This window comes from Duganella sp. 1224 (assembly GCF_013408245.1).
GTDB lineage: Bacteria > Pseudomonadota > Gammaproteobacteria > Burkholderiales > Burkholderiaceae_D > Rugamonas.
In genome coordinates, this window is sequence record NZ_JACBYS010000002.1 from 753232 (window position 1) to 765972 (window position 12741).

Below are 12741 nucleotides of genomic sequence, written 5' to 3' on the forward strand. Positions count from 1 at the left end.
GGGTCTGCCCCCGCAGCTGCGGCGCTCATGCGGGCAGCTGCAGGCGGTAGCCGACCGCGGTTTCAGTCAGCAGGTAGCGCGGCTGGGTCGGGTCCTGCTCCAGCTTGTGGCGCAGGTGGCCCATGTAGATCCGCAGGTAGTGGCCGTTTTCCGACTGCGACGGCCCCCACACCGCGCGCAGCAGCTGCGGGTTGCTCATCACCCGCCCGGCGTTCGCCACCAGCACCGCCAGCAGCCGGTATTCGGTTGGCGTCAGGTGCACGTGTTCGCCGCCGCGCGTGACGCGCCGGTGCTGCAGGTCGACCGCCACCTCGCCAAAGCGCACCATCCCGCCTTGGTCGGCGGCCGGCTGGCGCTGCCGGCGCAGCGTGGCGCGCACCCGCGCCAGCAGTTCGCCGACGCCAAACGGCTTGCTCAGGTAATCGTCGGCGCCGGCGTCCAGTGCGCGGATTTTGTCGGCCTCGTTGACGCGCGCCGACAGCACGATCACCGGCACCGACGACCATTTGCGCAGGTCGGTGACGAAGTCGATGCCGTCGCCGTCCGGCAGGCCGAGGTCGAGCACGATCAGGTCGGGCTTGCGGGTGCCGGCGTCGATCAGGCCGCGCTGCAGGCCGCCGGCTTCAAACACTTGCCAGCCCTCCTCTTCCAGCGCGGCGCGCACGAAGCGGCGGATTTGCGGTTCGTCTTCGACCAGCAGGGCAGTCGGGGCGGTCGCGGCATGATCAGTCATGGGGTTCCTCGTCCGGCATCGCCGGTGGTGTGCCAAGCGGCAGCGTGAAGGTGAAGGCGGCGCCGCCGGCGGCGCCGCGGCCGGCGCGGATCTGGCCGCCATGCGCCTCGACGATGGCGCGGCAGATCGCCAGCCCCAGGCCGACGCCGGGCTTGGCCGATTCGCGCTCGCCGCGGGTGAATTTTTCAAACAGCGCCTCCTCGCGCCCGGCCGGCAGGCCGGGGCCGTCGTCGCTGACGGTGATGGCGATCCAGGCGCCGTGCAGCGCCGCGCCGATCGCAATGTGGGCGCCGGCCGGCGTGTATTTGGCGGCGTTTTCCAGCAGGTTGGCCAGCACCCGCTCGATCAGCACGGCGTCGTAGTGCAGCAGCGGCAGGTCGGCCGGCAGCTGGGTGCTGACGTGGTGCGCCCGCAGCGTGGCGCCGCTGGCGCGCAGCGCGCTGCCGACCACTTCTTCCAGCGGCTGCCATTGCAGATTGAATTTGACTTCGCCGCTCTGGATGCGCGCCATGTCGAGCAGGTTGGCCACCATGGTGCTCATGCGCAGCGCCTCGTCGTGCAGCGCGCGCGCCACGTCCTGCTGGGCGTCGCTGAGCGCCGGCCGTGAGCCGGCCAGCGATTCGGACAGGCCAACCAGCGAGGTCAGCGGGGTGCGCAGGTCGTGCGACAGCGCCGCCAGCAGCGAGTTGCGCAGCCGCTCGGATTCCATGCTGACCAGCGCGCTCTGGGCGACGTCGATGTAGTGCACCCGCTCCAGCGCGATGGCGGCCAGCGCGGCGAAGGTGTCGATCTGCTGGCGCTGCTCCGGGATCAGGATCCAGCGCCGCTGCTGCGGCTCGATCGCCAGCACGCCGCGGGTGCGCATCGGCGCCACCAGCGGCAGGTAAAAGATGCGGCTGGCCGGCAGGGTGCCGGTGCCGAGGCCGGCCGGTTCGGCGCGGTCGTAGGCCCATTGGGCGATGCCGGTGTCGAGCACCGACAGGTGCGCGCGGCTGGCGCTGTCGGCCATCAGGTTGGCGCGCTCGAACGGCGGCAGCTGCAGCCGGCCAGCGTCGTCCGGCAGCAGCAGCGTGGCGCGCGCGCGGAAGGCGTGCTGGATCACGCGCTGGGTGCTGTCGAAGATTTGCTCGGTTTGCAGGGCGCCGGACAGTTCGCGGGCAAATTCGTACAGCGCCCGCGCGCGCCGCTCGCGCTGCGCGGCCACCCGCGCCTGGAAGCGCAGGCCGGCCGTCAGGTGGCCGGTGATCAGGCCCACCGCCAGCATCACCACGAAGGTGATCACGTACTGGAAGTCGCTGACGGCCAGCGTGAAGCGCGGCGGCACGAAGAAGAAGTCGAAGCTGGCGACGCTGACGCAAGTCGCCAGCACCGACGGCCCGCGGCCGTGGCGCACCGCCACCAGCACCACCACCAGCAGGAACAGCATGGCGATGTTGGCCAGGTCCAGCCAGGCCAGCAGCGGCGTCGCGATCAGCGCGGTGGCGAGGCTGGCCGCGGCGGCCACCAGGTAGCCGGTGGCGCGGCGGCGCTGGGCGGCGCTGGCGGCGTCAGCATCGGCATCGGCCGCGGCGTCGGCCTCGCTGCGGGCCGCGCCATCGACGCCGCCCCAGTTGCCCGCGCTGGCCGCGCTGCTCGACGCGGCATCGTCGGCCGCGGCCGCGCGCGCGCTGGCCGGCTGCCGGCGCGGGGTGCCGATTTCGATCAGGTCGAGGTCGGGCGCCTGCTGTGCCAGCCGTTTCAGGTGCGGTGTGCGCCACGGCTGCGGCCAGACGGTGCGGTGCGCGCGGCCCAGCACCAGCTTGGACAGATTATGGCTGCGTGCGTAGTCCAGCGCGGCGGCAGCGATGTCGGCGCCGGACAGCACCGCGGTGCTGGCGCCGAGGTCTTCGGCCAGCTTGAGGTGTTTGAGGATCTGTTCGCGCTGCGCCGCCGGCAGCCGCTGCAGCGCCGGCGTTTCGACGTACACCGCGTGCCAGCCGGTGCCCAGCTGGCTGGCCAGGCGCGCCGTGCTGCGCACCGTGTGCTCGCCGTCGGCGCGCGGGCCGACGCAGGCCAGCAGCGCGGCGCCGGTCTTCCAGATGTCGGCAATCGATTTTTCGACCCGGTAGGCGCGGACGTCGTCTTCGACGCGGTCGGCAGTGCGGCGCAAGGCCAGTTCGCGCAGCGCGATCAGGTTGCCTTTGCGGAAGAAGTTCCTGGAGGCGCGTTCGGCTTGCGCCGCCTGGTAGACCTTGCCGCTTTGCAGGCGCGCCAGCAGTTCGTCGGCCGGCAGGTCGACCAGCACCACTTCGTCGGCCTGGTCGAACACGGTGTCGGGCACGGTTTCGGCGACACGGATGCCGGTGATGCCGCCCACCACGTCGTTCAGGCTTTCCAGATGCTGCACGTTGACGGTGGTGAGCACGTCGATGCCGGCGTCCAGCAGTTCTTCGACGTCTTGCCAGCGCTTCGGATGGCGCGAGCCGGGCGCGTTGCTGTGCGCCAGTTCGTCCATCAGGATCAAGGGCGGCTGGGCCGCCAGCGCGCCATCGAGGTCGAACTCGGCGATCTGTTTGCCACGGTAGGCGACCTGGCGGGGCGCCAGCAGCGGCAGCCCGGCCAGCATGGCGGCGGTGTCGGCGCGGCCGTGGGTTTCCACCACGCCGACCAGCACCGGCTGGCCGTCGGCCTGCAGTTTGCGGGCGGCGGCCAGCATGGCGTAGGTTTTGCCGACGCCGGCCGAGGCGCCGAAGTAGATCCGCAGCTTGCCGCGCGCGGCCTTGCGTTCCTGTGCCTGCACCTGCGCCAGCAGCGCATCGGGGTCGGGTCGGACGGAATCGTGGGGGAACAGGGCCATGCGCGGATTGTACCCTTAGCCGTGGTCCGGCGGGGTGGCCATATGCGCCGCCCGGTCCAGCGCCAGGTTCAGCGCCAGGACATTGACGCGGCTTTCACCGAAGAAGCCGAACCACTGTTTCTGCTGCTCGCGGGCGATCAGCGCCAGCACCTGCTCGCTGCTGACGCGGCGCGCGGCAGCGATGCGGCCGGCCTGGTAACGGGCGGCGGCCAGGCTGATCTCGGGATCGAGGCCGCTGGCCGAAGCAGTCACCAGGTCGACCGGGATCGCTGCGCTGTTGTGGACGCCCACCGCGGCGTCGGCAGCGTGCAGCGCGTCGATGCGGCCTTTGACGGCGTCGATCAGGGCCGGGTTGGTCGGCCCCTGGTTGGCGCCGCTCGAGCCGCTGGCGTTGTTGGGCATCGGCGCGGTGGCCGACGGCCGGCTCCAGAAGTACTGCGGCGAGGTGAAGGCCTGGCCGATCAGCGCCGAGCCGACCACTTTGCCGTTGACGCTGACCAGGCTGCCATTGGCCTGGTCGGCGAAGGCGGTCTGGCCGATGCCGCTGACGGCCAGCGGGTAGATGACGCCGCAGAGCACGGTCAGTGCGGCGAAGATGGTGAGGGCGGGACGCAGTTGCGATGCCATGGGAACTCCTTGCTGCCCCCTCGTCCAGCGAGGGGGCGTGAGATTAAACGAGGTTGAGGGCGGCCAGCAGCAGATCGATGGCCTTGATGCCGATGAACGGCAGGATGATGCCGCCGACGCCGTACAGCAGCAGGTTGCGGCGCAGCAGCGCCACCGCGCCGATGGCCCGGTATGGCACGCCTTTCAGTGCCAGCGGGATCAGCACCATGATGATCAGGGCGTTGAAGATCACCGCCGACATGATCGCCGAGGCCGGGCTGGCCAGTTGCATGATGTCGAGCGCCTTCAGCTGCGGGTAGGTGCCGACAAACGCCGCCGGGATGATGGCAAAGTATTTGGCGATGTCGTTCGAGATCGAGAACGTCGTCAGCGAGCCGCGCGTCATCAGCATCTGTTTGCCGATTTCAACGATTTCCAGCAGCTTGGTCGGGTTCGAATCGAGATCGACCATGTTGCCGGCCTCCTTGGCGGCCTGGGTGCCGGAGTTCATCGCCACCGCGACGTCGGCCTGGGCCAGCGCCGGGGCGTCGTTGGTGCCGTCGCCGGTCATCGCCACCAGCCGGCCTTCGGCCTGGTAGCTGCGGATCAACTTGAGCTTGTCTTCCGGCGTGGCTTCGGCCAGGAAGTCGTCGACGCCGGCTTCGGCGGCGATGGCGGCGGCGGTCAGCTTGTTGTCGCCGGTGATCATCACGGTCTTGATGCCCATGCGGCGCAGTTCGGCAAAGCGTTCCTTGATGCCGCCCTTGACGATGTCTTTCAGTTCGACCACGCCCATCACGCGGTCGCCATCGACCACCACCAGCGGCGTGCTGCCGCGACGCGCTATATCGTCGACGCTGCGGGCGATTTCGTTCGGATACGGCTGGCCCAGCGCGGCGACATACTGGCGCACGGTGTCGGCCGCGCCCTTGCGCACGGCGCGTACCGTGCCATCCGCGCCCGGCAGGTCGATGCCGGACATGCGGGTTTGCGCGGTGAACGGCACGAAGGTGGCGTTCAGCGACGCCATTTCGCGTTCGCGGATGTTGAACTTTTGCTTGGCCAGCACCACGATGCTGCGGCCTTCCGGCGTGTCGTCGGCCAGCGAGGCCAGTTGCGCGACGTCCGCCAGTTGCTGTTCGCTGACGCCCGGCGCCGGCACGAAGCTCGAGGCCTGGCGGTTGCCCAGCGTGATGGTGCCGGTTTTATCCAGCAGCAGCACGTCGACGTCGCCGGCGGCTTCCACCGCGCGGCCCGAGGTGGCGATCACGTTGGCCTGCATCATGCGGCTCATGCCGGCCACGCCGATCGCGCTCAGCAGGCCGCCAATGGTGGTCGGGATCAGGCACACCAGCAAGGCGATCAGCACGGTGATGCTGACCGGCGTGCCGGCGCCGGCGGCGCCGACCGAGAACAGCGAGAACGGCAGCAGGGTCACGGTGACGATCAGGAACACGATGGTCAGCGCCACCAGCAAAATCGTCAGGGCGATCTCGTTCGGGGTTTTCTGGCGCTTGGCGCCCTCCACCATCGAGATCATGCGGTCGAGGAAGGTTTCGCCCGGATTGGCGGTGACGCGCACCACCAGCCAGTCCGACAGCACGCGGGTGCCGCCGGTGACGGAGGAAAAGTCGCCGCCCGATTCGCGGATCACCGGCGCCGATTCGCCGGTGATGGCGCTTTCGTCGACCGAGGCCACGCCTTCGATCACTTCGCCGTCGATCGGAATGACGTCGCCTGCTTCGACCAGAATGTAATGGCCCTTGCGCAGGTCCAGCGCCGGCTGCGGCAGCCAGGTGGTGCCGTGCTTCGGCGTCGCCAGCTTTTTGGCGGTGACGGTCTGCTTCAGGCTGCGCAGCGAGGCCGCCTGCGCCTTGCTGCGGCCCTCGGCCAGCGCTTCGGCGAAGTTGGCGAACAGCACCGTGAACCACAGCCAGACGGCGGTGGCGGCGATGAAGCCGAACGGCGCTTCGCCGTGGCCGCTTAGCGCCTGCGCCGCCAGCAGGGTGGTGATGATGCTGCCGACGTAGACCACGAACATCACCGGGCTGCGCAACTGGGTGCGCGGATGCAGCTTGCGGAACGAGTCGGCAATCGCCGGCACCACCAACTGGGAGTCAAACATGCGCAGTTTGCGGGCGGGCGGATTGGTGAACAAGGTCGCCTCTTTTTGAGTAGCTTGTGACATGGTAATTCCTTATTTGGCAAACAGCTGCAGGTGTTCGACGACCGGGCCCAGTGCCAGTGCCGGCACGTAGTTCAGCACCCCGACCAGCACCACCACGCCGCACAGCAGGCCGATGAACATGCCGCCGTGGGTCGGCATGGTGCCGGCGTTGGCGTCGAGGCGCTGCTTGCCGGCCAGCGAGCCGGCGATCGCCAGGATCGGCACGATCATGGCGAAGCGGCCAAACCACATGGCCACCGCCAGCATGCTGTTGTAGAACGGCGTGTTGGCCGACAGGCCGGCAAACGCCGAGCCGTTGTTGTTGGCGGCCGAGCTGAAGGCGTACAGGATTTCCGAGAAGCCGTGGGCGCCGGGGTTGGCGATGCCGGCCTTGCCGGCGTCGCACAGCACGGCGATGGCGGTGCCGGCCAGCACCAGCGTCGGCGTCACCAGGATGGCGATCGAGGTCATCTTCATTTCATAGGCCTGGATTTTCTTGCCCAGATATTCCGGCGTGCGGCCGATCATCAGGCCGGCGATGAAGACCGCCATGATGGCGAACACCAGCATGCCGTACAGGCCGGTGCCGACGCCGCCGAAGATCACTTCGCCGAACTGGATCAGCAGCATCGGGATCATGCCGCCCAGCGGTGTGAACGAGTCGTGCATGGCGTTGACCGCGCCGCACGAGGCGGCGGTGGTAACGGCCGCGAACAGCGTCGAGGCGGAGATGCCGAAGCGGGTTTCCTTGCCTTCCATATAGCCCTGGCTCTGGTCGATATTCAGTGCCTGCAGCGCCGGATGGGCGCTCTGCTCGGCGCTCATCACCACGCAGGTGCAGAGCACGAACAGCAAGGTCATCGCGCCCAGCACGGCCCAGCCCTGGCGGCGGTCGCCGACCATGCGGCCGAAGGCGAAGCACAGGCCGGCCGGAATGATGAAGATCGCCAGCATCTGCAGGAAGTTGCTCAGCGCCGTAGGATTTTCATAGGGGTGGGCCGAGTTGGCGTTGAAGAAGCCGCCACCGTTGGTGCCCAGCATTTTGATCGCTTCCTGCGAGGCCACCGGCCCCATGGCGATGGTTTGCGTGGTGGCGGTCAGCGTTTCGGTGACCGGCTGGCCCTGGGCGTCCAGCAGCGGCTGGCCGTCGGCGCCGGTTTTAGGCTGGCTATAAGTGACTGGATCGAGCAGTTGCACTTGCTGGTACGGCGAGAAGTTCTGAATCACACCCTGCGCCATCAGCACCACCGCCAGGATCAGCGACAGCGGCAGCAGGATGTACAGGGTCGAGCGCACCAGGTCGACCCAGAAGTTGCCGATCGATTTGGCCGAGCGCGCGGCGAAGCCGCGGATCAGCGCATAGGCCACGGCAATGCCGGTGGCGGCCGAGAAGAAGTTCTGGCCGGCCAGCACCAGCATCTGGGTCAGATAGCTCATGGTCTGTTCGCCGCTATAGCCCTGCCAGTTGGTGTTGGCGACAAAGCTGACGGCGGTGTCGAACGCCGAATCCGGCGAGACATTGGCCATGGCCTGGGGATTCAGCGGCAGCCAGATTTGCAGGCGCTGCAGCGCGTAGGTGGCCAGCGTGCCGATCACGCTGAACAGCAGCAGCGAGATGGCGTAGGCTTTCCAGCCCTGGCCTTCTTTCGGGTTGACGCCGGCCAGGCGGTAAATCAGGTTTTCCAGCTTGGCCAGCCAGCCGAAGCCGCGCAGCGGGCTGCTGCCGGCGGCGCCGGCGTCACCGACGCGCGCCAGCACGATGCCGAGCGGCCAGGCCAGCGCCAGCAGCGCCGCCAGGAACACGATCAGCAGAACGACAGATTGCATGCTCATTACAGGTCCTCCGCTTTCAGCAGCGCCACCACCAGATAGACCAGCAGGCCGGCCGACGCCACCGCGCCGATCACATAGAAGGTATTCATTGTTTGCCTCCCAGCTTGTCGCAGCCGGCGGCCAGCGCCGCCGTCAGCAGATAAAACAGCACGATTGCGCCGATAAATACGATGTCCATCACACCCTCACAGGTCTTGTTTTGATAGCCTGAAGGTTAGCCAAATCGGTCTAAAGATTTTGTAAAGACTTGCCGGCGGGGTGTAAACAAGGCGTAAAAATTTATGTTTTCTTTACGCCCGGCGGGCCACTCTTTAGAACATTTTTACGGGCGCTTGGCTACGCTGGATCCATCGCAACTACCTCGGACTATCATGACTTCTTTACACGGCATCTGGGTGCCGCTGGCCACCCCCATGCGCCACGGCGAAATCGACCTGGCGCAGCTGCAGCGGCTGGCCGCGCGCCTGATCGACGACGGCGTCCACGGCCTGGTGGTGTGCGGCACCACCGGCGAGGCGCCGCAGCTGGACCTGGCCGAGCAGAGCGCGGCGCTGGCGGCGGTGCTGGAGGTAGCGCAGGGCGCGCACGGGGCGCATGGTTCGCACCAGCGCTGCCCGGTCATGATGGGCATCGGCGGCAGCGATACCTTTGCCGCCGCCAGCCGCGTGCTGGAATTCGATGACACCGACCTGGCCGGCTATCTGGTATCGACGCCGGCCTATGTGCGGCCGTCGCAGGAGGGGCTGGTGCGCCACTTCGAGACCATCGCCGACGCCACCGCCCGCCCCATCGTGCTGTACAACGTGCCGGCGCGCACCGGCGTCAACCTGGAACTGGCCACCGCCGAGCGGCTGGCGCAGCGGCCACAGTTTGTCGCCATCAAGGAAGCCGGCGGCAGCCTGCAGCAGATGACCGATCTGGTGCAGCAAACGCCATTGTCGGTACTGTGCGGCGACGATGTGCTGCTGTTTGCCGCGCTGTGCGGCGGCGCCCATGGGGCCATTTCGGCCTCGGCGCACATTCGCGCCGACCTGTATGTGCAGCTATTCGATCTGGTGCGCGAGCAGCGTCTGGTGGAAGCCTGCGCGTTGGCCGAACGCCTGCTGCCGATGATGCGGCTGCTGTTCTCGGAACCGAATCCGGCGCCGCTGAAAGCCGCACTGTCGATGCAGGGCCTGCTGCGCGATGAATTGCGGCTGCCGATGGTGCCGGCCACCGAAACCTGCCGCCAGAAGCTGGCGGCGGCGCTGGAGGCGCTGGAGGCGGTGCCGCTGTACCGGCCGCAACGCCCGGCAGCGGCGGCAACGACAGCAACGTCGGCAGCCGCGCGCACGGCGCGCTATTCGCTGGCGCATGCCACGGCGGCCGTATGATCGTCGCCCTGACTGGTGAAGACGGCGACAGCGCGGTCGCCGATCTGGCCGAAGACCTGGCCATGCTGCGCGTGGCGGCTGGCAAGCGCGTGCTGCTGGTGTCGCCCAATCCGCGCCCCTATGACGCCCAGCTGTTCGACGATCTGGTGATCGACGCCTCGCTGCGCAGCCAGGACACGGCGCTGGCCCGCGCCAGCGTGATTCTGGCGCTGCTGCGTCCCGAGGCGCTGGAGCGCGATGGCTGCGCCGAACTGCTGGCGCGCTTGAAGGTGATGCAGAGCGTGAATCCGGCGGCGCGGGTGCTAGTGACGGTGGCGCACGGCCGCCGCCCATTGACGGCGCATCAGGCCGGCTGTGTGCTGGTGTTTGTCGCCCAGCTGCCGCACGCCCGCCTGGCCGACACGCTGGTACTCGAAGATGGCCACGACACCTACCACTCGCGCCACAGCGAACTGGAGCTGCAGGCCTACAAGGAAGACCGCAAACTGTGCGCCCCCGAGGTGCGCCACCTGTACCGCGAAATCTTCCCCCAGCGCGCCGACCTTCACACGGGCGCCCTGTTCCCGCGCGCCTGCCCGCTGTAGCGGGAGGATATACATGGGGGTCGCATTTTTCGGCGTTTTACTAAAATTGTCTATTCCGTACTACCTCATCGTATCCGGTGCTATTTCACGCTAACGGGACGGCGCGGGAACTAAAACCCATGCCGGCGCTCTAACCTTAGTAAGTGTTAGAGCGCTGCCGCACTCTATAGCACGAATGAGCAGCTTTTAGTAAAACCCGTTTTTCGGAGCCCCCACATGCCTACTCTCCAATTTCCGATGCGCCTGCCTGCCGACCTGATGGTAGAACTGGGCGAACTCACCGGCATTGCCTGGAACAGCTGGGAGCTGGAACCCATCATCTGCGAAGCCATCCGCCGCTACATGCATCCGCCGGCCACTGCCGCGCAGGAGCCAACCAGTACCGCCAGCGGCGCCGGCTATCAATGGAAACAAGTCTATCTGCCGGATGGCACCCGGCTGCGCGCGAGCTTCGGCCGCAAGCCCTACTTCGCCACTGTCAGCGGCACCGACATCAAATGCGGCGATCTGACCGTCACGCCCTCCGGCTTTGCCAATCTGCAGGGCAGCGGCAACCGCAATGCCTGGAAAGCCGTCTGGCTGCGCTTCCCCGGTAATGAACAATGGGTGCTGGCCGACGTCTGCCGCACCAAGCAAAAAGCCGCGATCGCCCGCCTGTTTGCCGGCGCGGACTACGTAGCTGCCGATCCGCCAGCCAAACCGGCCCGCCCGGCCATCGCGCCAGCAAGGCAAGCGACGCAGCCAACGCCAGCGGCCGGGCAGACCCCGGCCGCGCAAAACGGCAAACAGCACAAACTCCGGAAACGCGGCAGACGCGGCAAGCGCCGCCACCCGCACGGCGCGGCGCCCGCCCCGGCCGCTTAGAACACCTTGCTGATGGTCAGCTGCAGCGCCGTCTTGCCGAGGAATTTGCCGTTGGCAGCCGAGGTATAGGCCGATTCCTGGGCATTGGTGCCGATTACCGCCAGCGCGCCGGTCACCACGCCGAAGTCCTTGGTCACGCCCAGCTTCCAGTCGGTGTACGAGGCAGCGTCGTTGTGACGCACATCTTGGCGGCCGCCGTGCAGATTGATGGTCCAGCCGTCGCCGGCGTCGAGGTTGGCGCCGATATCCAGGTAGCCGCTGTTCTTGCTGTCGGCAAAGCCAAACAGATTGGTCACCGAGTGCGAGTATTTCACATACGCCGGGCCATAACCCAGTTGGCCGTAGATCTCGGTGGTGTTGGCGCTGACCGGCAAACCGTTCGACGCGTACACATAGGTCAGCACACCAAGGTCATACGACACCGCCTCGGTGATCTGGCCGCGCTTGCCGCCATACAGGTCCAGCTCGACGTTGCCATCGCCGCCGGCGTCCTTGATCCATTTAATGGTCGAGGCCCAGGCGCCCAGATAGAAACCGGTCGGGTTGTTGACGTAATCGACGCCGCCCTGCAGCGCCGGCTTCAGGCGGGTTTGCGAAATGCCGCGATAGCGGTAATCGCTGATCGTCGCGACGTTGAAGCTGACCGCGTTGTCCGGCACCGCCGCCGCCGCAGGTTCCGCAGCGACGTCCTCGGCGCGGGCGCCAGTGGCAATAACAGCAAGGGTAGCCACGGCTGCGGCGAGTACTAACTTTTTCATGTTCTACTTTCTATCAGTGGTGGAAAACTTCGCGGTACAGCCCGTCCATATCGGCTGGCGCCGGACCGCGAATAATGGCGCTGGCCAGCGTCGCCGACATCACCCGCGACGCGTAGGCGCGCACGGCAGCGCGCTCCTCGTCACCGGGCGCGCGGTCGCCGCCAACCAGAACAAACAGCACGCGCAAGCCCGGATTGAACATGCGCGCAGCATTCAGGCGGGCAATCAGCTGGTACTGGCTGCCCAGATCGACCTGCTCGGCTGTCACCGGCACATCCAGCGGCACGATCGCCAGCCGCGCGGCGATCAGCGCGGCGCGGCTGTCGGCCGTGTCGCGGCCCTCGGTGTCGATGACGATATCGTTGTAGCGCTGGCGCAGCAGCTCCAGCTCGCCCACCAGCGCGCGGCCGCAGAGGGCGCGCGCGGCCACGCGCGGCCGCACGCCGGCCGCCGCCAGCTCGCCGCACCAGGCGCAGGAGGCGGCGCGCGGGTCGGTGTCGAGCAGCAGCACGCGGCGCCCGGCCCGTGCCCGCAGCAGCGCCAGATTGTTGGCGACGATGACCTTGCCGGCGCCGCCGCTTTGGTTGGCGACGGCGATGATCATGCGCTCCTCTGCGCCAGCGCGGTCAGGCGGCCGAATTCGGCGCCCGGCAAGGCCCGCATCACGGCCTCCATCACCTGCCCGGCCAGCGCCCGCGACAGGCACAGCCAGACCTTGACGCGGGCGCCGTGGTCGCAGGCCTCGACCCGCATGAACTCCATGGCGCCGCCGCAGGTGCGCATCACCAGCGCCCGCAGGTCGCTGACCGCGCCCACGTCCACGGTCAGCTGCATCAGGCAGCCGCGCGCCGGGGCCGGGCGGCGCGGCGGTTTGGCGCGGCGTTGCGCGGCTTGGGTGTGGAAAAAGGCGTGCATGACTAACCTCCAGGTGAGCGTTTCGATACCTGTCAGCTTAGCGACGGCGTCGTAAAAACGGTCTAAAAAGGC

General features: G+C 67.7%; 12 protein-coding genes. 3 read left to right on the forward strand and 9 right to left on the reverse strand.

Going from position 1 to position 12741, the window contains the following annotated elements; all coding sequences use genetic code 11:
• Positions 1–25: 25 nt before the first annotated feature.
• The 6 genes from kdpE to kdpF are packed head-to-tail and all read right to left on the reverse strand — an operon-like array spanning position 26 to position 8264.
• On the reverse strand, positions 26–733 hold the full coding sequence (gene kdpE / locus FHW58_RS15420) for a two-component system response regulator KdpE (RefSeq protein WP_179674005.1): 708 nt from the start codon (positions 731–733) through the stop codon (positions 26–28).
• Positions 726–3569 (reverse strand): DUF4118 domain-containing protein, encoded by a 2844-nt coding sequence (locus FHW58_RS15425; protein ID WP_179674006.1) that lies wholly within the window; start codon positions 3567–3569, stop codon positions 726–728. The genes kdpE and FHW58_RS15425 overlap by 8 nt, the downstream gene beginning before the upstream one ends.
• A 15-nt stretch (positions 3570–3584) precedes the next feature.
• A complete protein-coding gene (gene kdpC, locus FHW58_RS15430) occupies positions 3585–4196 on the reverse strand; it encodes a potassium-transporting ATPase subunit KdpC (RefSeq protein WP_179674007.1) in 612 nt (203 codons plus the stop codon).
• 43 nt (positions 4197–4239) lie between these two features.
• Entirely contained in the window at positions 4240–6363 is a 2124-nt protein-coding gene (gene kdpB / locus FHW58_RS15435) for a potassium-transporting ATPase subunit KdpB (RefSeq protein ID WP_179674008.1), read from the reverse strand.
• Between the two features lie 9 nt (positions 6364–6372).
• Positions 6373–8175, reverse strand: coding sequence for a potassium-transporting ATPase subunit KdpA (gene kdpA / locus FHW58_RS15440; RefSeq protein ID WP_179674009.1), 1803 nt, complete (start codon positions 8173–8175; stop codon positions 6373–6375).
• Positions 8175–8264: a K(+)-transporting ATPase subunit F gene (gene kdpF / locus FHW58_RS15445; RefSeq protein WP_179674010.1), complete on the reverse strand. Its 90-nt coding sequence runs from the start codon at positions 8262–8264 to the stop codon at positions 8175–8177. Before kdpF ends, kdpA begins: the two co-directional genes overlap by 1 nt.
• Before the next feature lie 282 nt (positions 8265–8546).
• On the opposite strand from kdpF, the gene dapA reads away from it, so the two are divergent.
• The 3 genes from dapA to FHW58_RS15460 all read left to right on the forward strand — a co-directional run bounded on the left by dapA (position 8547) and on the right by FHW58_RS15460 (position 10996).
• Positions 8547–9548, forward strand: a complete 1002-nt coding sequence (gene dapA, locus FHW58_RS15450) for a 4-hydroxy-tetrahydrodipicolinate synthase (protein WP_229265334.1) — start codon at positions 8547–8549, stop codon at positions 9546–9548.
• A complete protein-coding gene (locus FHW58_RS15455; protein ID WP_179674011.1) occupies positions 9545–10132 on the forward strand; it encodes a hypothetical protein in 588 nt (195 codons plus the stop codon). The genes dapA and FHW58_RS15455 overlap by 4 nt, the downstream gene beginning before the upstream one ends.
• A gap of 216 nt (positions 10133–10348) precedes the next feature.
• Entirely contained in the window at positions 10349–10996 is a 648-nt protein-coding gene (locus FHW58_RS15460; RefSeq protein ID WP_179674012.1) for a hypothetical protein, read from the forward strand.
• Here FHW58_RS15460 and FHW58_RS15465 read toward each other — a convergent pair.
• Genes FHW58_RS15465 through FHW58_RS15475 form a run of 3 tightly spaced genes read right to left on the reverse strand, consistent with a single transcriptional unit; the run spans position 10993 to position 12669 of the window.
• The gene (locus FHW58_RS15465; RefSeq protein ID WP_179674013.1) at positions 10993–11754 is read right to left on the reverse strand and encodes a TorF family putative porin; all 762 of its coding nucleotides are present in this window, start codon (positions 11752–11754) and stop codon (positions 10993–10995) included. The two genes, FHW58_RS15460 and FHW58_RS15465, sit on opposite strands and share 4 nt — an antisense overlap.
• Positions 11755–11767: 13 nt before the next feature.
• Complete coding sequence (locus tag FHW58_RS15470) at positions 11768–12358, reverse strand: AAA family ATPase (protein WP_179674014.1); 591 nt, start codon at positions 12356–12358, stop codon at positions 11768–11770.
• The gene (locus FHW58_RS15475) at positions 12355–12669 is read right to left on the reverse strand and encodes a hypothetical protein (protein WP_179674015.1); all 315 of its coding nucleotides are present in this window, start codon (positions 12667–12669) and stop codon (positions 12355–12357) included. Before FHW58_RS15475 ends, FHW58_RS15470 begins: the two co-directional genes overlap by 4 nt.
• Positions 12670–12741: the final 72 nt, after the last annotated feature.